Origin of the sequence: Rahnella sp. AA, from assembly GCF_002834385.1 — a bacterium.
Classification (GTDB): Bacteria; Pseudomonadota; Gammaproteobacteria; order Enterobacterales; family Enterobacteriaceae; genus Rahnella.
Genome location: NZ_PITQ01000012.1, coordinates 94,460 through 116,043, shown reverse-complemented (window position 1 = coordinate 116,043; position 21,584 = coordinate 94,460). Strand labels below are relative to the sequence as shown.

Below are 21,584 nucleotides of genomic sequence, written 5' to 3'. Positions count from 1 at the left end.
TACAATAAACAGGCATGGATGACCCTGCCATACCCATTCACGACAGATGTTCGAGACATACCCCGAGTTTAAGAACCCACCATTATGAATCTTACCGAATTAAAGAATACGCCGGTCTCTGACCTGATTGCACTCGGCGAAAATATGGGGCTGGAAAACCAGGCCCGCATGCGTAAGCAAGACATTATCTTTTCAATATTGAAGCAGCATGCGAAAAGCGGAGAAGACATCTTCGGTGATGGCGTGCTGGAGATATTGCAGGATGGATTTGGTTTCCTCCGCTCCGGAGACAGTTCCTACCTCGCAGGCCCCGACGACATCTACGTATCTCCAAGCCAAATTCGCCGCTTCAACCTTCGCACTGGTGACACCATTTCTGGTAAAATCCGCCCACCTAAAGAAGGTGAACGTTATTTTGCCCTGTTGAAAGTTAACGAAGTTAACTACGACAAACCAGAAAACGCCCGCAGCAAAATCCTGTTCGAAAACTTAACCCCTCTGCACGCCAATTCCCGTCTGCGTATGGAACGTGGTAATGGTTCAACAGAAGATTTAACCGCACGCGTGCTGGATCTGGCTGCCCCGATTGGTCGTGGTCAGCGTGGTCTGATTGTTGCTCCGCCGAAAGCGGGTAAAACCATGCTGCTGCAAAACATCGCTACCAGCATTGCGTACAACCATCCTGATTGTGTGCTGATGGTTCTGCTGATTGACGAACGCCCGGAAGAAGTGACCGAGATGCAGCGTCTGGTTAAGGGTGAAGTTATCGCTTCTACCTTTGATGAGCCGGCATCCCGTCACGTTCAGGTGGCTGAAATGGTCATCGAAAAAGCGAAACGCCTGGTTGAGCACAAAAAAGACGTTATCATCCTGCTGGACTCCATTACCCGTCTGGCGCGTGCATACAACACCGTGGTTCCATCATCAGGCAAAGTACTGACCGGTGGTGTGGATGCTAACGCCTTACACCGTCCAAAACGCTTCTTCGGTGCAGCACGTAACGTGGAAGAGGGCGGCAGCCTGACCATCATCGCGACCGCGCTGGTCGATACCGGTTCTAAAATGGATGAAGTTATCTATGAAGAATTTAAAGGTACCGGCAACATGGAATTGCATCTGGCGCGTAAAATCGCTGAGAAACGCGTCTTCCCTGCGATTGACTACAACCGCTCTGGTACCCGTAAAGAAGAGCTGTTGACCACTTCTGAAGAGCTGCAAAAAATGTGGATCCTGCGCAAAATCATTCACCCGATGGGTGAAATTGACGCGATGGAATTCCTCATCAACAAGCTCGCTATGACTAAAACCAATGACGACTTCTTCGACATGATGAAACGTTCGTAATTTGGTGTAAAGCTCAAACCAACGCCACGCTTAGCCGTGGCGTTTTTTGCTTTAGGTAGCTACCATAATGCTACTTTCGGGAGATTGTCAGACTATTAGGACAATAGCTGATGGTTTTTCCAGTGCCCTTTCTTTATGTTGTCGGCCAACAGCCCGGCAAAAGGGTAACAGATAAGGTATTGCCTGAGAAAAATCATAAATTTCACCATTGGATTTGTCATAAGGCTATGAAAATTATGCGTTTTTGTCTCGATCCTACGCACCTTATTTTTGCAGAGATCTTTTAACTGTGAATTTACTCAATATGAGTACTGAACTTGTTGTTGTTTTTCTGTTTTCATTCCTATTTTTATTCGTTGCAAGGAAGATGGCGAATTTCATTGGTTTGGTCGATAAACCCAACTTCCGCAAACGCCACCAGGGTATGATCCCGCTGGTCGGTGGCATCTCTGTTTATGCAGGGATTTGTTTCACTTTCCTGATCACTGATTATCGAATTCCCCATATAGCGCTTTACCTGAGTTGTGCCGGTTTACTGGTTCTTGTTGGTGCATTGGATGACCGGTACGACATCAGTGTCAAAATTCGCGCCCTCGTTCAGGCCAGCGTCGCCGTTGCTATGATGAGCTTTGCCAATCTTACGTTGCGAAATCTCGGGCATATCATAGGCCCGTGGGAAATGTTACTTGGGCCATTCGGCTATCTCTTTACGCTTTTTGCCGTCTGGGCCGCGATTAACGCCTTTAATATGGTCGACGGTATTGACGGGCTGCTCGGCGGGCTTTCTTGCGTTAGCTTTGGTGCGATGGGCATCGTGATGTACGGTAGTGGTCATATGGAGTTAGCGCTGTGGTGCTTTGCAATGATTGCTGCGACTTTGCCTTATATCCTGCTTAACCTCGGTATTTTGGGGCCGCGTTATAAAGTCTTTATGGGCGACGCAGGTAGCACCCTGATAGGGTTCACGGTGATTTGGATCCTTTTGCAAAGTACGCAGGGCGAATCACACCCGATGAATCCCGTGACCGCACTTTGGCTTATTGCCATCCCCCTGATGGACATGATTGCTATCATGTATCGTCGTCTGCGAAAAGGTATGAGCCCGTTCTCCGCTGACCGTCAGCACATTCACCATTTGGTCATGCGTGCCGGTTTTACTTCCCGCCAGGCTTTTGTGTTGATCACCCTGGCGGCGGCGGTGCTGGCCTGTATTGGTGTTGTTGGCGAGCGCCTTCCCTTTATGCCCGAATGGTTGATGCTAGTCTTATTCTTCTTTGCCTTCCTGCTCTATGGTGTCTGCTTAAAGCGTGCCTGGCGGGTTGCACGATTTATTAAACGAATAAAAAGACGTTTTCGTCGCCCGACCGTTCATTAATTACTCTTTTGATCAGAGGCATCCTGGCTGTGGATAAACCAGAAATGATAAAAAACCAGAAAGAATACACTATCGAAAATGAGCTCGATATTCGTGCCCTATGCTGCACGCTGTGGCGGGGGAAATTCTGGATTGCAGGTCTGGCGATATTGTTTGCTGTAGTGGCCCTGGGTTCGTCTTATCTGATGAAACAGGAGTGGAGCTCCACGGCGATCACCGATCGTCCGACAGTGAATAACCTTTCGTCTTATTTCTCTCAGGCGCAGTTTTTGCGAAATTTGGATATCCGTAATACATCGCAGTCAGACTTAAATCGCCCGCCGATTTCAGATGAGGCGTATAACGAATTTGTGATGCAACTTGCAGCCTACGATACCCGCCGCGATTTCTGGTTGCAGAGCCCTTATTACAAGCAGCGTCAGGAAAATGATGTACACGCAGACGCTGCACTGCTGGATGAGCTGATTAACGATATTCAGTTTACCGCGCGGGATACCACGAAAGTTCCTAACGATATCGTCAAACTCACGGCGGAAAATGCTGCAGATGCCAACAAACTGTTGCGCCAGTATGTTGATTTCGCCAGTCAGCGCGCGGCACAACATTTGTACGATGAGCTGGAAGGCGCATGGGCGTCCCGTACGCAGTCGATGAAAGCACAGGTGAAACGTCAGGAAGTGGTCGCACAGGCTATTTTTAAGCGAACGACGAATAACACGGAGCAGGCACTTAAGATTGCTCAGCAGCAAAATATCAATAAAAATACGGCTGATACCCCTGCCGAAGAACTGCCAGATTCCGACATGTTCTTATTGGGCGTTCCGATGTTGAAAGCGCGGCTGGAGTTGTTGCAAGCCTCCGGGCCGGGATACGATCTGGACTATGACCAAAATCGTGCAATGCTCTCGACACTGAATGTTGGACCGACGCTTACAGCCAAATTCCAGACCTATCGTTATCTAAGAACGCCTGAAGAACCTGTAAAACGTGACAGTCCACGTCGTGTATTTCTGATGATTATGTGGGGGATCGTTGGTGGCTTAATTGGCGCTGGCGTTGCTCTGTCACGTCGCAAAAAAGGGAGAGACGCATTGTGAAAGTATTAACGATTTTCGGCACCCGTCCTGAAGCCATTAAAATGGCGCCTCTGGTGCATGCTTTGTCGCAGGATGCGGTATTCGAATCAAAAGTCTGTGTCACGGCTCAACACCGTGAAATGCTGGATCAGGTATTGCGGCTCTTTGAAATTACGCCTGATTATGATCTCGACATTATGAAACCAGGGCAAGGGTTGACTGAAATCACCAGCCGTATCCTGACAGGGCTGAAACCTGTGCTGGAAACGTTCAGGCCTGACGTCGTTCTGGTTCATGGCGATACGGCGACGACACTGTCTGCCAGTCTGGCGGCGTTTTATCACCAGATCCCGGTCGGTCATATTGAGGCTGGTCTGCGTACTGGCGACCTGACTTCTCCGTGGCCTGAAGAAGGTAACCGAGTGCTCACCGGCCACCTTGCTCAATGGCACTTTGCGCCAACCGAAACTGCCCGTGAAAATTTACTGAGGGAAAACATTCCTTCCGGGGGCATTTTCATCACGGGAAATACTGTCATCGACGCATTGCTGTGGGTTAGGGAGCGTCTTAACAAAGATGCTGAGCTGGCGCAGCAACTGGCCAATACCTATCCGTTCCTCGATGCCAGCAAAAAGTTGATCCTCGTGACAGGTCACCGTCGTGAAAGTTTTGGCGGCGGTTTTGAGCGGATTTGCTCAGCGTTGGCTGAGATTGCCCTTCAGCACCCTGATGTGCAAATTGTCTACCCGGTACATCTCAACCCGAACGTCAGCGAGCCGGTAAACCGTATTTTGCACGGCATCGACAATATCGTTCTGATTGACCCACAGGATTACCTGCCGTTTGTGTATCTGATGGACAAAGCTTATCTGATTTTGACGGATTCCGGCGGTGTACAGGAAGAAGCGCCTTCATTGGGCAAACCGGTGCTGGTGATGCGCGAAACAACAGAGCGCCCGGAAGCTGTCGATGCCGGAACTGTCCGGTTAGTCGGGACAGATGCTGCGAAAATCGTAGAAGAAGTGAACCGCCTGCTGACTGATAAAAATGAATACGACAGCATGAGCCGGGCACACAATCCTTATGGTGACGGACACGCCTGCCAGCATATTCTTGTAGCATTAAAAAAACATTGGGTATCAGATTGAATTTTAACACTATCTCTGTAATTGGCCTGGGTTACATCGGGCTGCCTACTGCGGCCGCTTTTGCATCATGCCAGAAAAAGGTGGTGGGTGTGGATGTTAACCAGCACGCGGTGGACACCATTAACCGCGGGGCTATTCATATTGTTGAACCCGATCTTGATCTGCTGGTGAAGCAGGCGGTTGAAGAAGGATTTTTGCGGGCAGTCACTTTGCCTGAACCTGCAGATGCATTTCTGATCGCTGTGCCGACGCCGTTTAAAGGGGATCATCTCCCGGACATGCAATTTGTGGAATCTGCGGCACGGTCTGTTGCGCCGGTTCTCAAAAAAGGCGATCTGATTATTCTGGAATCGACTTCACCTGTCGGTGCCACGGAACAAATGGCCGCATGGCTGGCGCAGGCACGCCCTGATCTGAGTTTCCCTCAGCAGGCTGGCGGGTCGTCTGACATTAATATTGCTTACTGCCCGGAGCGTGTTTTACCGGGGAAAATAATGGTTGAGCTGGTTAAAAACGATCGTGTGATTGGCGGGATGACGTCAGTGTGCTCGCAGCGTGCCAGTGAGCTGTATAACATTTTCCTGAAAGGGGAATGTGTGGTCACAAATTCGCGTACGGCGGAAATGTGCAAGCTGACTGAAAACAGCTTCCGCGATGTCAACATCGCTTTCGCTAATGAGCTGTCGCTGATTTGCGATGCGCAGGGCATTAATGTCTGGGAGCTGATCAGCCTGGCAAACCGTCATCCGCGCGTGAATATTTTGCAACCTGGCCCCGGCGTCGGTGGTCATTGTATTGCGGTCGATCCGTGGTTCATTGTGGCGCAGAACCCTGAACTGGCGCGGATTATCCGTACTGCGCGTGAAGTGAATGACAGCAAACCGCACTGGGTGGTTGATCGCGTGAAGGCCGCGCTGGCAGATTGCCTGACGACCACCGGCAAGCGTGCTTCCGAAATCAAAATCGCCTGCTTTGGTCTGGCGTTTAAACCGAATATTGACGATCTGCGCGAAAGCCCTGCGGTGGAAGTTACGCATCTTATTGCCGACTGGCATGCGGGTGAAACCTGGGTGGTTGAACCGAATGTACATCAGCTTCCCGGCGCTTTATCGGGCAAAGTGACGCTGAAGTCTGTGGAGGATGCTCTGAAGGAAGCTGATCTTCTGGTGATGCTGGTCGATCATAAATCCTTCAAAGCGATCCCTGCCGATCAGATCCAACAATCGTGGGTTGTCGATACCAAAGGCGTATGGCGTTGAAAAAAATACTGATCACTGGCGGCGCAGGCTTTATTGGCTCTGCCGTTGTCAGACATATTATTCAAAACACCCCGGATGCGGTGATCGTTGTCGATAAACTGACATATGCCGGAAATCTTGATTCGTTAGCTGAAGTCTCAGGCGATCCCCGTTATGCGTTCGAGCAGATTGATATTAATGACCGTCCGGAGATGGATGCTGTTTTTACGCGCTATCAGCCTGATGCGGTAATGCACCTGGCCGCAGAAAGCCATGTTGATCGCTCCATTGACGGGCCTGCGGCTTTCATTCAAACAAATGTGGTGGGAACTTATCAATTGCTGGAGGCCGCGCGTCAGTTTTGGCTGACATTGCCTGAGCCAAAGCGGCAGGCATTTCGTTTCCATCATATCTCGACAGATGAAGTCTTTGGTGATCTTGGTGCGGGTGATGCGCAGTTTATGGAGACAACGGCCTACGCGCCCAGCAGCCCCTATTCCGCGTCTAAAGCTGCCAGCGATCATCTGGTCAGGGCGTGGCAGCGAACTTATGGGTTGCCGACTCTGGTCACTAATTGTTCTAACAATTATGGCCCGTACCATTTTCCTGAAAAACTGATCCCCCTGGTTATTCTTAATGCATTAGCGGCAAAACCGTTACCGGTGTATGGCGATGGTGGTCAGATCCGCGACTGGCTGTATGTGGAAGATCATGCGCGAGCGTTATACCGGGTTGTGACGCAAGGTTGCGTTGGCGAAACGTATAATATTGGCGGGTGCAATGAGCGTAAAAACATTGAAGTCGTGGAGGCGATCTGCGCGTTACTGGAAGAACTCGTCCCCCGGAAACCGGGCTGCCTTGCGCAGTATCGCGATTTAATTACCTTTGTCACCGATCGCCCGGGGCATGATCTCCGTTACGCAATTAATGCGGGCAAGATTGAGCGTGAGCTCGGTTGGAAGCCGGAAGAAACATTTGAAACAGGTTTACGTAAAACGGTGTTGTGGTATCTGAATAATCAAAGCTGGTGGCAGCGCGTTCAGGATGGCGGCTATCGCGGCGAGCGTCTGGGTCTCGACAACTGATGCTTATACAGCAAGGTTTAACCGAGGATAAGCAATGAAAGGTATCATTCTGGCTGGCGGTTCTGGCACCCGGTTACATCCGATTACGCGGGGCATGTCAAAGCAACTGCTGCCTATTTACGACAAGCCGATGATTTATTATCCGCTATCGGTACTTATGCTGGCAGGTATCCGTGACATTATGATCATCACGACGCCTGAAGATAAACCCTTTTTCCAGCGCTTACTGGGCAGCGGGGAAGAATTTGGTATCCAGCTGACTTACGCTGAGCAGCCGAGCCCTGATGGTCTGGCCCAGGCATTCCTGATCGGCGAGGACTTTATTGACGGGCAATCTACTTGCCTGGTGCTCGGCGATAATATCTTCTTTGGGCAGGGCTTCAGCCCTAAATTACGTTCAGTGGCTGCCCGGGAGAAAGGTGCAACAGTATTTGGCTATCAGGTCATGGATCCGGAACGTTTTGGTGTTGTGGAGTTTGATGACGATTTCCGCGCTTTATCTATCGAAGAAAAACCGAAAAATCCAAAATCAAAATGGGCCGTCACGGGGTTGTATTTCTATGATCATCAGGTCGTCGATTTTGCCAAACAAGTGAAACCTTCTTCACGTGGCGAACTCGAAATTACTTCAATCAATCAGATGTATCTCGAGCGCGGTGAGTTATCAGTCGAGTTGCTGGGGCGTGGTTTTGCCTGGCTTGATACGGGGACTCACGACAGCCTGATCGAAGCCAGCACCTTCGTGCAGACGGTAGAAAAACGCCAGGGCTTTAAAATTGCCTGTCTGGAAGAGATCGGCTGGCGGAATGGCTGGCTTGACGATGAGAGTGTCAGACATACCGCTCAGACATTAGCAAAAACGGGCTACGGGAAATACTTGCTGGATTTATTACATGCCCGTCCACGGCAATATTGAGCCGCTCGAGTGGGAGAGTGATTTCTTCCAGCTCAGGAGCGCACGCCTGGTACCCGATGATTCTGCGGTTGAAATCACACCACAGGCGCTGGCGCAATACGCGCTGGTGCAGGCAAAAGTGGACGCGGATCAGACCGACATGCTGGATGCGCTTTCTGCACTCGGTTTTCGCCTTGCAGAAGGTGAAACTGATGTGTGTGTGACGGTGGCTCCGCAGGACATCTCGCTGCCCGCCGGACGTCTGGCGCAGCAGGGAGAAATTGCCGACGTGGTGGCTATCGCCCGCCAGGCCTTTCGCCTGAGCCGTTTTCGTACGCCGTGGTATCAGCCGGATGACAGCGCACGGTTTTACGCGATGTGGGCAGAGAAAGCGGTGCTGGGCACATTCGACCATCTTTGCCTGTGGGCCGATGACGCGAGCGGATTTGTGACGCTGCGTCAGTTAGCCAATGGCGAAGCAAGAATTGGCCTGCTGGCCGTCAGACCTGAATATCAGGGGCGGGGAGTGGGCAAGACATTAATGGCGGCTGCGAAACAATGGTGTTCCGGTCAGGGCGTTACGCGTCTGCACGTCGCGACACAAACCGGCAACCTTCCGGCTTTAAATCTTTATCTCGCCAGCGGTGGCAAAGTCACGCGCTCGGCGTACTGGCTGTACAGGTGAAACGATGATCCCTTTTAATGCGCCACCGGTTGTGGGTACTGAAATTGATTTCATGCGCGAGGCGATGAGCAGCGGCAAACTTTGTGGCGATGGTGGATTTACCCTGCGTTGTCAGAAATGGTTTGAGCAGCGTTTTAACTGCCCGAAAGTGCTGCTAACCCCGTCCTGCACGGCGTCGCTGGAAATGGCCGCATTGCTGCTTGATATCCAGCCGGGCGATGAAGTGATTATGCCGAGCTTCACGTTCGTCTCGACCGCCAATGCGTTTGTTCTGCGTGGCGCGAAAATCGTCTTTGTGGATGTCCGCCCGGACACCATGAATATCGATGAAACCCTGATTGAAGCGGCGATTACGGCTAAAACCAAAGTGATTGTGCCGGTTCATTACGCAGGCGTGGCCTGTGAAATGGACACCATCATGGCGCTGGCCGAAAAGCATCACCTGTTCGTGGTGGAAGATGCCGCGCAGGGCGTGATGTCGACTTACAAAGGCAAAGCGCTGGGAACGATCGGCCACATCGGTTGTTTCAGTTTCCACGAAACGAAAAACTACACCGCAGGCGGAGAAGGCGGTGCGACGCTTGTCAACGATCCGTCGCTGATTGATCGCGCTGAAATCATTCGCGAAAAAGGCACTAACCGCAGCCAGTTCTTCCGTGGTCAGGTGGATAAATATACCTGGCGCGATATTGGTTCCAGCTATCTGATGTCCGATTTGCAGGCCGCGTATCTGTGGGGAAATCTGGATGCCGCTGAAAAAATTAATCAGCGCCGTCTGGCTATCTGGAATCAGTATTATGAAGCCTTGCAGGATCTGGCCGATGCGGGGCGTATCCAGCTTCCGGCTATTCCGCAGGAATGTGTGCAAAATGCCCACATGTTCTATGTTCGCCTGAAAGATATCGAAGATCGTGATGCTTTTATCCGTCATATGAAGGCAGCTGATATTCTGACCGTCTTCCATTACATTCCGCTCCACGCCTGTCCGGCAGGTGAGGATTTCGGTCACTTCGCCGGTGTTGATCGTTTTACGACCAAAGAAAGCGAGCGACTGGTGCGCCTGCCGTTGTTCTATAACATGGCCGACGATACACAGCGCACTGTGATTGCGGCCATGCTGCAATACTTCGCCTGATATGTCGCTGGCAAAAGCGTCAGTCTGGACCGCCGGTTCCACGCTGATTAAAATTGGCGCCGGATTGCTGGTGGTTAAGCTGCTGGCTGTGGCGTTCGGGCCGGAAGGCGTGGGGCAGGCGGGGAATTTCCGTCAGATGGTCACGGTGCTGGGCGTATTGTCGGGTGCCGGAATATTCAACGGCGTTACCAAGTATGTCGCTGAACATCATGATAATCCTGAGCGTCTCAAAGCCGTACTCGGGACATCTTCATCGCTTATTTTAGGTTTCTCCACGCTGCTGGCAGCGATATTTTTGCTGTTCGCTGCGCCGATCAGTACTGGCCTGTTCGGGCATGAACGCTATCAGACGGTCGTCCGCGCCGTGGCCTTTATCCAGATGGGGATCGCCTGCGCCAACTATTTTCAGGCAATCCTGAAAGGGTATCGCGATGCGATGGGCAATGCGCTGTCGGTGATTGGCGGAAGCCTGATTGGGTTAGTCGCTTATCTGGCTTGCTTCAAACTGGGTGGTTACGAAGGCGCGCTGGCCGGTCTGGCGCTGGTGCCTGCGCTGGTTATCCTGCCCGCGGCGGGTATGTTGTGGAAGCGAAAAGCCTTTCCGCTGGAATACTTAAAACCGGGCTGGGATCGCTTTCTTGCCAGCTATCTGGGTAAATTTACGCTGATGGCGTTGATCACTTCCGTCACGATCCCGGTGGCGTATGTGATGATGCGAAATCTGCTGGCAGAGCACTATAGCTGGAAAGATGTAGGGATCTGGCAGGGGGTAAGCAGCATCTCCGATGCTTATCTGCAATTTATCACCGCATCTTTCAGCGTGTACTTGTTGCCCACGTTATCCCGGCTGACTGATAAACGGGATATTTCCCGCGAAATCGTGAAGTCGCTGAAATTTGTCATCCCCGCCGTGGCTGCAGTCAGTTTAACGGTCTGGTTACTGCGCGATTTTGCTATCTGGCTGTTGTTTTCAAAACAATTTATCGCGATGCGCGATTTGTTTGCCTGGCAACTGGTGGGCGATGTACTGAAAGTTGGCTCGTATGTTTTTGGGTATCTGGTGATCGCCCGCGCGTCTCTGCGCTTTTATGTGCTGACAGAAATCAGTCAGTTCGCGCTGCTGACCGGTTTCTCACACTGGCTGATCCCGATTCACGGTTCTCTGGGCGCCGCGCAGGCGTATATGGCGACGTATATCGTCTATTTTTCCGCGTGCTGCACTGTATTTGTTATCTATCGTAGACGAGCATGACAACGCTGATTCACGTTTTGGGATCTGACATCCCTCATCATAATGTAACCGTACTGCGCTTTTTCAACGACGTGCTGGCCGAATGCACGCCTGAAAAGCGGATTTGTCATTTTATGGTCGCGGCGGCGGATGCTTCGGCGTTTGCTGAGTTTACGCGCCTGGACATTCGGGTTTATCCGGACAAAAAAACGCTGGCGGCGGCGGTGATTTCCCGCGCGCAGGACCGGACGCACCACTTTTTCTTCCACGGGCAATTTAATCCCACCCTCTGGCTGGCGCTGCTGACGGGCAAAATCAAAGCCTCGCAGGCGAGCTGGCATATCTGGGGTGCAGATTTGTATGAATCTGCCGGTGGCCTGAAATTCCGCCTGTTTTATTTCATGCGCCGCCTGGCGCAGGGACGTATCGGGCATGTCTTTGCCACGCGCGGCGATCTGATTCATTTCCATCAGCGCTACCCGCGTACGCCGTCTTCTTTACTGTATTTTCCGACGCGGATGGATCCGGCGCTGACCCAACCTGCTGATCTGCCTGAACCTGAAGGGCCGATGACGGTGCTGGTGGGGAATTCCGGTGACCGCAGTAACCGTCACATTGAAGCACTGCGTTCGCTGCATCAGCAGTTCGGTAGCGGTATCCGCGTGATTATCCCGATGGGATATCCGGCGGATAATCAGACTTACATTGAACAGGTTCGCACCGAAGCATTAACGCTGTTTGCGCCCGAAAATGTCGACCTGATGACCGGCGCCATGGCGTTCGATGATTATCTGAATGTGTTGCGTCGCTGCTCGCTGGGCTATTTTATTTTCGACCGTCAGCAGGGTATCGGGACGCAATGCCTTCTGATTCAGTTCGGCGTGCCGTTTGTCGTCAGCCGTCAGAATCCTTTCTGGCAGGATCTGGCCGAGCAGCATCTGCCGGTGCTTTTCTACGGTGATACGCTGGATGAAAAAGTGGTCGCTGAGGCGCGGCGTCAGTTACTGAATGCCGATCGCAAAAACATCGCCTTCTTTAATCCGAACTATATTTCGGGCTGGCAGCAGGCGTTGCTGCTTGCGGCGGGAGAAACGTCATGACGCTGGCACAATTAGGCGGCCTGACCGTCGTTTACGTGCTGTCGCTGCTGTTTATCCTCACGCTGACGTACAAAGAGTTCCGGCGCGTGCGTTTCAACTTTAACGTCTTATTTTCGTTACTGTATCTGCTGACGTTCTACTTTGGTTTTCCGCTGACCTGTCTGCTGGTTTTCCAGTTTGACGTCAAAGTGGTGCCGGTGGAAAACCTGTTGCAGGCAATGCTGGCCGCGACCTGTTTCTATGGCATTTATTACGTTTGCTACAAAACACGGCTGAAGGCAAAACGCGACGGCCCTTCGCGACCCCTGTTTACCATGAACCGGGTCGAAACTCATCTGACCTGGATGCTGCTGGCGCTGATTGCGGTAGTCACCGTTTCCATCTTCTTCCTGCACAACGGTTTTTTGCTATTTAAGCTGAAATCCTACAGCCAGATCTTCTCCAGCGATGTCTCCGGTGTGGCGCTTAAACGCTTCTTTTACTTCTTTATTCCGGCGATGCTGGTGGTGTTTTTTATCAAACCGGATGTCCGTCGCTGGCTGTTTTTCCTCGCCAGCACCGTGGCTTTTGGCTTTCTGACGTACGTTATCGTCGGCGGAACCCGCGCCAATATCATCATTGCTTTTGCGCTGTTTTTGTTTATCGGCATTGTGCGCGGCTGGATCAGTCTGTGGATGCTGGCGGTGGCAGGCGTGCTGGGCATTGTCGGTATGTTCTGGCTGGCGCTTAAACGTTACGGGTTAAATGTCAGTGGCCCGGAAGCGATTTACACTTTCCTGTATCTGACGCGTGATACGTTTTCTCCGTGGGAAAATCTGGGGCTACTGCTGCAGAATTACGACAAAATCAGTTTTCAGGGGCTGGCTCCGATCGTACGTGATTTCTATGTTTTCATCCCCACATGGTTGTGGCATGACCGCCCGGGCGTGGTGCTCAATTCGGCTAACTACTTCACCTGGGATGTACTGAACAACCATTCCGGGCTGGCAATGTCCCCTACGCTGATTGGCTCGCTGGTAGTGATGGGGGGCGTATGGTTTATCCCGCTTGGCGCGGTGGCGGTGGGAATGATCATCAAATGGTTTGACTGGCTTTACGAAAAAGGTAAAGCGGATACGAATCCTTATAAGGCCGCTATTTTACAAAGTTTTTGTTTCGGTGCGGTATTCAATATGATTGTACTGGCCCGTGAAGGTGTGGATTCCTTCTTTTCGCGGGTGGTGTTTTTCTGTGCCGTTTTCGGCGCCTGCCTGATTGTCGCCAAATTACTGTACTGGATGTTTGACGCCGCCGGGCTGATACGGAACAGGGGGCCGCACAGCAAAAATCTCATGGAGTCGTTGACAGTAAGGAAGATGGATGAGCTTGGAGAATAACATTCCGCAATACGACATTCGGGGGATCCGCCTTTGGGGTTTTCGTCATATGGCGCATTTCCTCGATTATCTTTTTGCTGACCATAAGGTAAAAACCGGCGCGCTGGTGGCAATGAATGCAGAGAAAGTGCTGACCATCGAAAGCAGTCCGGAAATGAGCGAGTTGGTAAGCCAGGCGGAATACAAATATGCCGATGGGATAAGTATCGTGCGGGCCATCCGGCGTAAGTATCCGCAGGCACAAATATCGCGTATTGCGGGAGCCGATCTCTGGGAAGGGCTGATGCAGCGTGCGGGCCGTGAAGGGACGCCGGTATTTTTGATTGGCGGTAAACCCGACGTGCTCCGCAAGACAGAAGATAAGCTGCGGGCGCAATGGAACGTCAATATTGTTGGCAGTCAGAATGGCTACTTTACGCCGGAACAGCGTGATGCCTTATTTGAAAGAATAAAAGACAGTGGCGCAGCCATTGTGACCGTTGGAATGGGGTCGCCAAAACAGGAAATCCTCATGCGCGATTGTCGTCGCATTCATCCCGATGCGCTTTATATGGGGATCGGTGGCACATATGACGTGTTTACTGGCCATGTAAAACGCGCGCCTAAAATCTGGCAGAGGATGGGGCTGGAGTGGCTATACCGCCTGATCTTGCAACCAAGCCGGTTGCGACGTCAGCTTAAACTGCTCAAATTTTTACGTTATTACTATACCGGTCGTCTGTAATTACCCGCCGCTCAACCCCCGGAGCGGCGCGCAATCTCTCATTTTGCTGTTCTCTTTGCTGTTGTTTACATCCAGCCTTGTCTATCAATGCGTATCTTTCTCAATTGTGGTTTGCAACTCGTCTTAAAATACGAAACCATAACGCCGTTTTTCCGCCTTCTGCGGGGAACATCACAATAAAAATAACATTCCGGGGATTCCGGAAGGCAAACACAAATACAGAGAAATTGAGGATTTATGGCGAATCAAGAAGAAAAGGGTGGGCTACACCGGGGGCTTGAAGCGAGGCATATTGAGCTGATAGCGCTGGGCGGTACCATCGGTGTCGGGTTATTTATGGGTGCAGCCAGTACGCTGAAATGGGCAGGGCCGTCGGTACTGCTGGCGTACATTCTGGCCGGTGTGTTTGTATTCTTCATCATGCGCTCGATGGGCGAAATGCTGCATCTGGAGCCTGTTGCGGGCTCATTTGCGGTTTATGCGCATAAGTATCTCGGGCCGTATTACGGCTATCTCACCGCATGGAGTTACTGGTTTATGTGGATAGCGGTGGGGATTTCTGAAATCACCGCAATTGGCGTATACGCGCAGTACTGGTTTCCGGATTTACCGCAGTGGATCCCGGCGCTTGCTGCTGTAGCCATTGTTGCCGCCGCGAACCTTGCCGCGGTGAAACTCTATGGCGAAATGGAGTTCTGGTTTGCACTGATAAAAATCACCACCATTATTGTGATGATAGTGGTCGGTCTGGCCGTGATCTTCTTTGGTTTTGGCAATCACGGTGAAGCCACCGGTTTCGCGAACCTGACTGTGCACGGCGGTTTCTTCGCCGGTGGCTGGAAGGGCTTCCTGTTTGCACTGTGTATTGTCGTGGCATCGTATCAGGGCGTTGAACTGGTGGGGATCACTGCCGGTGAAGCGAAAAACCCGCAGGTGACGCTCAAACGTGCCATCAACAATATCCTGTGGCGCATCCTGATTTTTTACGTGGGCGCGATTTTCGTCATCATCACGATCTTCCCGTGGAACGAAATGGGCACGCACGGCAGCCCGTTCGTTTTAACCTTCGCGAAAATTGGTATTGCCTCAGCAGCCGGTATCATCAACTTTGTGGTACTGACGGCGGCGTTGTCGGGCTGTAACAGCGGAATGTACAGTTGCGGACGTATGCTCTATGCGCTGTCACAAAACCGCCAGTTGCCTGCATTCCTGAGCAAAGTGTCTAAAAGTGGCGTACCGGTTTACGGTATTGCGATTACTATTCTGTGTTTGCTGGTCGGTTCGTGCCTGAACTACGTCATCCCGAATCCGGAAAAGGTTTTCGTGTACGTTTATAGCGCCAGCGTGCTGCCGGGGATGGTGCCGTGGTTCGTCGTGCTGGTCAGCCAGCTGCGTTTTCGCGATGCACATAAAGAGAAACTGAAAAATCACCCGTTCAAATCCGTGCTGTTCCCTTATACCAACTATCTGACGCTGATTTTCCTGGTGTGTGTGCTGGTGGGCATGGCAATTAACCCGGATACGCGGGTTTCTTTGCTGGTTGGCGGTATTTTTATCGCGGCGGTCTCACTGATATACTTCGGTCTGGGTATGCATAATCGGGCTGTGCTGACGGCAGAAAAAGTAAAATAATGCCGTAAGTCATGGGTGGGGAAGGGAAGGCGCTTACTTTTAATGCGGATTGGATAAAGCGTAATCAAACGCAATATTTCTGATAAAAAGCACTAGACAGGTTGGCGTTAAAACCGTAGTATCCCCACCCGCAACGGCGCTAAGCGCCCGTAGCTCAGCTGGATAGAGCGCTGCCCTCCGGAGGCAGAGGTCTCAGGTTCGAATCCTGTCGGGCGCACCATTTAGTTTGCGCTAGAGTTGCGGTGGATTGTTGAAGTCAGATATTCCACGTTAGTTAGAGATATGGTGGCTATAGCTCAGTTGGTAGAGCCCTGGATTGTGATTCCAGTTGTCGTGGGTTCGAGCCCCATTAGCCACCCCACTCTAAAAATGATTTTGTGATTGTGACATGCGATGGTGGCGGAATTGGTAGACGCGCTAGCTTCAGGTGTTAGTGTCCTTCGGATGTGAGGGTTCGAGTCCCTCCCTTCGCACCACACACAAAATTCATTTAAATGATGCAGTTAGCATCATAAAGTAGTAAGATGCACGATATCGGCGAGTAGCGCAGCTTGGTAGCGCAACTGGTTTGGGACCAGTGGGTCGGAGGTTCGAATCCTCTCTCGCCGACCACATTTAAGAAACCTGCTTTTTAAAGCAGGTTTTTTTTCGTCTGTAGTTTCTCAAATCCCTTTCCTGCCCGTTGTAACCGTTTAACGACATTGCCCCTGTTATTTGTCGCTGTCTTGAGACATTTATCTTGTTGATAAATATATAATCGATCAGGCGGTGTTTCAGATGTCGTTCAGTGGAGACAGATTAAGGCGGCTGCGGAATGCTATTGGGCGTGGATCCTTTTTGCCCTGGCAACGCTGAATAATAAAATGCTTATTTTTCAATGAGATTAAAAAATTCACATCCGCTATTGCCATATTGGCACGCCTCCTGCAATATTCCCGCCGTAGATGCTCATTCCACCTATTATGTTTGCTCCGGCTTCATAAACCTGGGAATGATGCAGAGCCAATTTACAGTGCCTATTGCCATCCTGACCGATAACGCTGATGCGCTATCACCCAGAAGGCAAAACGTTGAGTGAGGCACTCATCTGTTGTCCTGGACCTGATTGTTTTATACACCTGCTTATATTGCAGGTGTTTTTTTATGTGCAATTTGCCTCAGGCGTAAAAAAGGCTCCCGAAGGAGCCTTTTGCATAATGTGAGGTCCGGTTCTGATTAAAGTTGCTGATCGTTATTGAGCGTCAGCATCAGCCCTTCACGACGCATCTCTGCCGCTTCAGCCGGTTTATGCAATTTATCCAGCGCATCAGCCAGCCATGCGTAATCGTAAGCATCAGGACGCTGTTTCAGCGCTTCACGGAAAGCCTCGCTGGCCTGTTGCCATTCCCCGTGTTTCATCAGCAACTGGCCGAGTGTGCTATTAAGCAGAGGAGAGGCTCCATTCTGCTTAATCAACTGACGCAGCGTTTTTTCCAACTGTTCAGGATTACCCGAGCGCAGCTTAGGCATCAGCGCAATCAGACGTTCGTCGTACTGGCGTTTCAGCCCGTCCAGAACGACTTCCTGCGCGAGGTCGTGATCGTTGCATTCAATCAGATGTTTCGCCATCGCCACCTGCAATGCCACTTCATGACGGGTCTTGCGGCTCTGATCTTTCCACCAGCGCTTGAGGCCGTCGCTGCCTTCTTCTGCCATCAGCTGATTCATCATGCCGATATACGCTTGTTCCTGAAGAACGCGAAGTTCGTCGTCGGTATGAATTTCCGCTTTTGACATTGAAGGCAAAATTTCCAGCAGTGAACCGTAAGCGCCGGTGCGCAGATAAGCCTGTTCCGCCAGACGTAAAATTTCCGGGTGACGCGGCGACTGTCCGAGCAACCGGTCAACGCCGTGGCGCGCGGCATGGATTTCACCTTGTGCCAGCTGGATCCGGACACGCGTGATATCTACCGGCATCTGGTCAGTATCGGCAATTTCTGCCGCACGTTCGAGATACTGATTCGTGCGGATATCATCACCACGCTGTTGCGCTGCTTCTGCGGCAAGCAGGTAATTCACCACCGGTTGATCTGCGTGATCGGCATTACGCGCCAGTAATTTCTCCATCTGGCGATGATCGCCTTCCGCCAGTTTCAGCATCGCGGCTTTGGTTTGCTTACGCGCTTTGGAGCTTTTACGCCCGGCAAACCAGCCGCGTGTCCTTGCCCCAGTGCGCAGAACGCGGCGAAGGATCCACTCGATGAAAAACAGCACCAGAATCAGGACGATCAGCATGATGACCAGGCCGGTGACGCTGGTTTCAATGTTGTAATTGTCTGTCTGAATCAGGACGTAACCCTGATGACCAGCCAGTATCGGGCCGACGATGATCCCGGCAAACACAATAAGGAACAGCACGAAAACTCGTAACATGCGTTATTCCCCCTGTGTTGCGGCGGCGGGCTGCTGAAGCAGGTTACGCACGCGGGTCTGCATCAGCTTTTCCAACATCGGCTGGCTTTTCAGCTCATCCGGCACATCCATCGAAACAGATTGCTGGCTGAGGTTATCCAGTTCCTCAAGGAAAGCTTTGGTCGACGGATCTGACGTATCAAAGTAGGCGCGAACCCAGGTTGATACGCTTTCCAGCGACTGTTTGTAGACTTCATCCTGATGGCGCGGAACGGCTTGCGCGGCAATCAGCAGGCGCGAGCGGATATTTTCCCGCAGATACACGTCCTGATTGGGGGCCAGCAGCGGTTCTGCGCTGGTATCACGGCGTCGGATGGTAATGAAGTCATCCATAAAGTTGTGCCAGCTTTTGGTCAGATTCTGACGCCATTCTGTCAGTGAACCGGACAAACTGGCGCTGTCGCTGTCCATTGGTGAATCGTCAGTGTCATTATCGGCCAGACGCAGGTTATCCACCTGATTCGACAGCTGGTTCAGCTTAAGGATAATTCCATCAAAATCGACCTGAGCCACGGCGGATAAGCTGCCGACGTCTTCATTCAGCGCGCGACGCACATCAATCAGGCTGGGATCGTTCATGTCTGCCAGGCTCGCATCAGCACTTTTCAACAGCGCGGCTGCCGTGGTGACATCCTGATCGCTCCACAGTTTGCGGCCTGCCAGTTTCACCAGATAATCGGCCTGAGCCAGTAACCATGTTTTGGTATCACTGCCGGAGATGCTGGTGACTTTATCCTGTAATTCATTGAGCTGGCGGCCAAACGATGCCTGCTGGCGGTCAGCGGCTTGCTGTGTTTTCTCCTGCTGAGCGAGCAAATCAGCAATTTGCTGCTTATCCTGTTGCTGGGTTTTTTGCAGGGCATCAAGTTGTTCAGAAAGCGCTTCGTTTGAGGCTGCCTGAGCCAGCGATTGCTGATGGCCGTGATAGTAAAGGCCTGCACCCAGCGCGATCACTAATACAATCGCAATAGCACCTAAGACGGGGGCTGTACGCTGCTTTTTTCGCAACGTGTTCAGCGCCTGGTCACGGTCGGAAGCGTCTGGCTGGGGGCTCTCAACCGCCTGGGAGATAACAACATTCTCATCCGGTGCGGAAGGATTTTTTTGTTCCGTCATTTGGGCACATCCCTTAGTCAGGTAGTTGTAATGCGCGTATCAGCGCATCATTGTCTGCATTCCCGGCAACCCGAATCGTGCTCCAGCCAAGCTGGCGGGCAAGGGTTGCCAGACGTTCACTGACCACCACCAGATTACAACGCAGTAACCATGAATGACGGTAGTAATCAGGAACTAACTGGTACAGCTGTTGCAGCATTTCTCCGCTGGTGACCACCAGCGTGTCAATGCCGGCGCGTTGCCATTGGGCGCTTTGCTCACTGGCATCGTAATGGACCGGGCTGCGCTGATAACATTCGCAGTAGGTGACATCAACGCCGCGCCCGGTCAGCGTTTCTCCCAGCAGCTCCCGTCCACCATTGCCGCGTAAGACCAGCGCTTTTTTGCCCTGTATGCGTTGCAATGCCGGAAGGTTCAATAACATTTCGCTGGTTTCACCATCCTGGGGATAGAGAACCGGCAGGCTGCTGGCCCGGTGAAACTGCAAACCGGTGGTGCGGCCAATCGCAAAATAGCTTACGTTTTCCGGCCAGTGGTTGGCGGACTGACGTAAGGTACGATCCGCGTAATTTACGGCATGTTGTGACAGCAGAAACACCAGATCTTGCTGATTTAATGAGGATAGCAGGTTCGGCAGCGATACGAGCTGGTTCCCCGGCGCAAATTCAATCAACGGGGAATGAAAGGCCACCCGGCCTAAAGTGCGCAGGCGGCTAACCAATATTTCTCCTGCCGGAGAGGGGCGGGTGACCAGAATGGTCATTTAGGGGCGTTCCCCTGATAGACCTCATACAGAATTTCACGGGCACCGTTGGCCAGCAACTCTTCTGCCAGATCAATTCCCATGCTTTCTGCATTTTCAGAAGGGCCACGGCGTTCACCGCATACCATCTGGCTACCATCGGGTGCGCCAACCAAAGCGCGCAGCCATAGTTCGCCATCTTCCAGTTCGGCATAACTGCCGATCGGCACCTGGCATCCACCTTCAAGGCGCATATTCATTGCTCGTTCAGCCTGAACGCGCACCGTGGTTTCGTGGTGTGCCAGCGGAGCCAGCAACTCGCGGGTAATTTTATCATCAAGACGACATTCGATGCCGACGGCACCCTGCCCGACAGCAGGCAGGCATTCTTCCGGTGTCAGCGCGGCGGTGATGCGGCTTTCCAGCCCCAAACGTTTCAGACCGGCGACGGCCAGAATAATGGCATCATATTCGCCGTTATCCAGTTTAGATAAACGGGTGCCGACATTACCGCGCAGATCACGAATCACCAGATCCGGACGTTTCCGGCGCAGCTGGCATTGACGGCGCAGGCTGGAGGTGCCGACGATACTCCCGAGCGGTAAATCTGCCAGGCTGGCGTAATGATTGGAGACGAAAGCGTCACGCGGATCTTCGCGTTCACAAATAGTGACCAGCCCGAGCCCTTCAGGGAACTCAACCGGCACATCTTTCATGGAATGTACGGCGATATCTGCACGGCCATCAAGCATTGCCAGTTCAAGCTCTTTGACGAATAACCCTTTGCCGCCCACTTTCGCCAGCGGGGTATCCAGAATAATGTCCCCTTTGGTGACCATTGGGACCAGTTCTACCTGTAAACCGGGGTGACAGGCCATCAGCTGGCTTTGAACATATTGTGCCTGCCACAGCGCCAGAGGGCTCTGGCGGGTGGCAATTCGAATGATTTTGTCTAACATGTTTGTTACCGTTTAACTGTCTCTGCAACCATCCTACCACTGACAGTAGAAAGCTGTCAGCGTAAGAAGCCATTCGTAAAAGAAGGTTAACGGTTACGCAGGAGAATTGTTCCGTGACGGAACAGACGGTAAAATCCAGAGAAGCGGAACAGTAATTGTGGTGCGTTACTTTCTTTACGGTCAATCAGCAAGGTGTTAAATTGATCACGTTTCCAGCAATTATTCGCCAACTATTTGCACAATCACGGTTGTTCAAAGCATAAGCATCACGA

Annotated in this window: 18 protein-coding genes and 4 tRNA genes; 18 read left to right on the top strand and 4 right to left on the bottom strand. The window is 51.8% G+C overall.

Going from position 1 to position 21,584, the window contains the following annotated elements:
• The first annotated feature begins 84 nt into the window (after nucleotides 1-84).
• The 18 genes from rho (at nucleotide 85) to CWS43_RS22965 (ending at nucleotide 16,656) form a co-directional block, all read left to right on the top strand.
• Nucleotides 85-1,344 carry a transcription termination factor Rho gene (gene rho, locus CWS43_RS23050; protein WP_101079467.1) on the top strand — a complete coding sequence of 420 codons (1,260 nt, stop codon included), beginning with the start codon at nucleotides 85-87 and terminating at the stop codon, nucleotides 1,342-1,344.
• A gap of 289 nt (nucleotides 1,345-1,633) precedes the next feature.
• Nucleotides 1,634-2,719, top strand: coding sequence for a UDP-N-acetylglucosamine--undecaprenyl-phosphate N-acetylglucosaminephosphotransferase (gene wecA, locus CWS43_RS23045; protein ID WP_101079466.1), 1,086 nt, complete (start codon nucleotides 1,634-1,636; stop codon nucleotides 2,717-2,719).
• 44 nt (nucleotides 2,720-2,763) lie between these two features.
• Complete coding sequence (wzzE, locus tag CWS43_RS23040) at nucleotides 2,764-3,816, top strand: ECA polysaccharide chain length modulation protein (protein WP_101079491.1); 1,053 nt, start codon at nucleotides 2,764-2,766, stop codon at nucleotides 3,814-3,816.
• Entirely contained in the window at nucleotides 3,813-4,943 is a 1,131-nt protein-coding gene (gene wecB, locus CWS43_RS23035) for a non-hydrolyzing UDP-N-acetylglucosamine 2-epimerase (RefSeq protein WP_101079465.1), read from the top strand. Before wzzE ends, wecB begins: the two co-directional genes overlap by 4 nt.
• Nucleotides 4,940-6,202: a UDP-N-acetyl-D-mannosamine dehydrogenase gene (wecC, locus tag CWS43_RS23030; protein ID WP_101079464.1), complete on the top strand. Its 1,263-nt coding sequence runs from the start codon at nucleotides 4,940-4,942 to the stop codon at nucleotides 6,200-6,202. The genes wecB and wecC overlap by 4 nt, the downstream gene beginning before the upstream one ends.
• Nucleotides 6,193-7,266: a dTDP-glucose 4,6-dehydratase gene (gene rfbB, locus CWS43_RS23025; protein WP_198555908.1), complete on the top strand. Its 1,074-nt coding sequence runs from the start codon at nucleotides 6,193-6,195 to the stop codon at nucleotides 7,264-7,266. Before wecC ends, rfbB begins: the two co-directional genes overlap by 10 nt.
• A gap of 34 nt (nucleotides 7,267-7,300) precedes the next feature.
• A complete protein-coding gene (rfbA, locus tag CWS43_RS23020) occupies nucleotides 7,301-8,182 on the top strand; it encodes a glucose-1-phosphate thymidylyltransferase RfbA (RefSeq protein WP_101079463.1) in 882 nt (293 codons plus the stop codon).
• Nucleotides 8,160-8,846, top strand: a complete 687-nt coding sequence (gene rffC / locus CWS43_RS23015) for a dTDP-4-amino-4,6-dideoxy-D-galactose acyltransferase (RefSeq protein ID WP_101079462.1) — start codon at nucleotides 8,160-8,162, stop codon at nucleotides 8,844-8,846. Before rfbA ends, rffC begins: the two co-directional genes overlap by 23 nt.
• A gap of 4 nt (nucleotides 8,847-8,850) precedes the next feature.
• Nucleotides 8,851-9,981: a dTDP-4-amino-4,6-dideoxygalactose transaminase gene (rffA, locus tag CWS43_RS23010; RefSeq protein ID WP_101079461.1), complete on the top strand. Its 1,131-nt coding sequence runs from the start codon at nucleotides 8,851-8,853 to the stop codon at nucleotides 9,979-9,981.
• Between the two features lies 1 nt (nucleotide 9,982).
• Nucleotides 9,983-11,233 (top strand): lipid III flippase WzxE, encoded by a 1,251-nt coding sequence (wzxE, locus tag CWS43_RS23005; RefSeq protein ID WP_101079460.1) that lies wholly within the window; start codon nucleotides 9,983-9,985, stop codon nucleotides 11,231-11,233.
• A complete protein-coding gene (locus CWS43_RS23000) occupies nucleotides 11,230-12,312 on the top strand; it encodes a TDP-N-acetylfucosamine:lipid II N-acetylfucosaminyltransferase (protein WP_101079459.1) in 1,083 nt (360 codons plus the stop codon). Before wzxE ends, CWS43_RS23000 begins: the two co-directional genes overlap by 4 nt.
• Nucleotides 12,309-13,688, top strand: a complete 1,380-nt coding sequence (gene wzyE / locus CWS43_RS22995) for an ECA oligosaccharide polymerase (protein ID WP_101079458.1) — start codon at nucleotides 12,309-12,311, stop codon at nucleotides 13,686-13,688. The genes CWS43_RS23000 and wzyE overlap by 4 nt, the downstream gene beginning before the upstream one ends.
• Complete coding sequence (wecG, locus tag CWS43_RS22990) at nucleotides 13,672-14,412, top strand: lipopolysaccharide N-acetylmannosaminouronosyltransferase (RefSeq protein ID WP_101079457.1); 741 nt, start codon at nucleotides 13,672-13,674, stop codon at nucleotides 14,410-14,412. Before wzyE ends, wecG begins: the two co-directional genes overlap by 17 nt.
• Before the next feature lie 237 nt (nucleotides 14,413-14,649).
• Nucleotides 14,650-16,044 (top strand): amino acid permease, encoded by a 1,395-nt coding sequence (locus CWS43_RS22985; RefSeq protein WP_101079456.1) that lies wholly within the window; start codon nucleotides 14,650-14,652, stop codon nucleotides 16,042-16,044.
• A gap of 143 nt (nucleotides 16,045-16,187) precedes the next feature.
• Nucleotides 16,188-16,264: transfer RNA gene (locus CWS43_RS22980), tRNA-Arg, on the top strand.
• 65 nt (nucleotides 16,265-16,329) lie between these two features.
• Nucleotides 16,330-16,405 (top strand) — tRNA-His (locus CWS43_RS22975).
• Nucleotides 16,406-16,434: 29 nt separating this feature from the next.
• Nucleotides 16,435-16,520, top strand: a tRNA-Leu gene (locus CWS43_RS22970).
• Nucleotides 16,521-16,579: 59 nt separating this feature from the next.
• A tRNA-Pro gene (locus tag CWS43_RS22965) sits at nucleotides 16,580-16,656 on the top strand.
• Between the two features lie 603 nt (nucleotides 16,657-17,259).
• Here the strand turns inward: CWS43_RS22965 and hemY are convergent.
• From hemY to hemC, 4 genes are read right to left on the bottom strand one after another with little or no spacing between them, the layout of a single operon-like run.
• Nucleotides 17,260-18,456: a protoheme IX biogenesis protein HemY gene (gene hemY / locus CWS43_RS22960; protein ID WP_101079455.1), complete on the bottom strand. Its 1,197-nt coding sequence runs from the start codon at nucleotides 18,454-18,456 to the stop codon at nucleotides 17,260-17,262.
• Nucleotides 18,457-18,459: 3 nt separating this feature from the next.
• On the bottom strand, nucleotides 18,460-19,611 hold the full coding sequence (hemX, locus tag CWS43_RS22955; RefSeq protein WP_101079454.1) for a uroporphyrinogen-III C-methyltransferase: 1,152 nt from the start codon (nucleotides 19,609-19,611) through the stop codon (nucleotides 18,460-18,462).
• 13 nt (nucleotides 19,612-19,624) lie between these two features.
• The gene (hemD, locus tag CWS43_RS22950) at nucleotides 19,625-20,374 is read right to left on the bottom strand and encodes a uroporphyrinogen-III synthase (protein WP_101079453.1); all 750 of its coding nucleotides are present in this window, start codon (nucleotides 20,372-20,374) and stop codon (nucleotides 19,625-19,627) included.
• A complete protein-coding gene (hemC, locus tag CWS43_RS22945) occupies nucleotides 20,371-21,312 on the bottom strand; it encodes a hydroxymethylbilane synthase (RefSeq protein WP_101079452.1) in 942 nt (313 codons plus the stop codon). The genes hemD and hemC overlap by 4 nt, the downstream gene beginning before the upstream one ends.
• Nucleotides 21,313-21,584 lie beyond the last annotated feature (272 nt).

What these genes read in the sequence shown, in the direction of transcription:
- rho (WP_101079467.1), top strand. Translation starts at nt 85, where the DNA reads ATGAATCTTACCGAATTAAAGAATACGCCGGTCTCTGACCTGATTGCA.
- wzzE (WP_101079491.1), top strand. Translation starts at nt 2,764, where the DNA reads ATGATAAAAAACCAGAAAGAATACACTATCGAAAATGAGCTCGATATT.
- rfbB (WP_198555908.1), top strand. Translation starts at nt 6,193, where the DNA reads ATGGCGTTGAAAAAAATACTGATCACTGGCGGCGCAGGCTTTATTGGC.
- rfbA (WP_101079463.1), top strand. Translation starts at nt 7,301, where the DNA reads ATGAAAGGTATCATTCTGGCTGGCGGTTCTGGCACCCGGTTACATCCG.
- rffC (WP_101079462.1), top strand. Translation starts at nt 8,160, where the DNA reads ATGCCCGTCCACGGCAATATTGAGCCGCTCGAGTGGGAGAGTGATTTC.
- rffA (WP_101079461.1), top strand. Translation starts at nt 8,851, where the DNA reads ATGATCCCTTTTAATGCGCCACCGGTTGTGGGTACTGAAATTGATTTC.
- wzxE (WP_101079460.1), top strand. Translation starts at nt 9,983, where the DNA reads ATGTCGCTGGCAAAAGCGTCAGTCTGGACCGCCGGTTCCACGCTGATT.
- CWS43_RS23000 (WP_101079459.1), top strand. Translation starts at nt 11,230, where the DNA reads ATGACAACGCTGATTCACGTTTTGGGATCTGACATCCCTCATCATAAT.
- wzyE (WP_101079458.1), top strand. Translation starts at nt 12,309, where the DNA reads ATGACGCTGGCACAATTAGGCGGCCTGACCGTCGTTTACGTGCTGTCG.
- wecG (WP_101079457.1), top strand. Translation starts at nt 13,672, where the DNA reads ATGAGCTTGGAGAATAACATTCCGCAATACGACATTCGGGGGATCCGC.
- CWS43_RS22985 (WP_101079456.1), top strand. Translation starts at nt 14,650, where the DNA reads ATGGCGAATCAAGAAGAAAAGGGTGGGCTACACCGGGGGCTTGAAGCG.
- hemY (WP_101079455.1), bottom strand. Translation starts at nt 18,456, where the DNA reads ATGTTACGAGTTTTCGTGCTGTTCCTTATTGTGTTTGCCGGGATCATC.
- hemX (WP_101079454.1), bottom strand. Translation starts at nt 19,611, where the DNA reads ATGACGGAACAAAAAAATCCTTCCGCACCGGATGAGAATGTTGTTATC.
- hemD (WP_101079453.1), bottom strand. Translation starts at nt 20,374, where the DNA reads ATGACCATTCTGGTCACCCGCCCCTCTCCGGCAGGAGAAATATTGGTT.
- hemC (WP_101079452.1), bottom strand. Translation starts at nt 21,312, where the DNA reads ATGTTAGACAAAATCATTCGAATTGCCACCCGCCAGAGCCCTCTGGCG.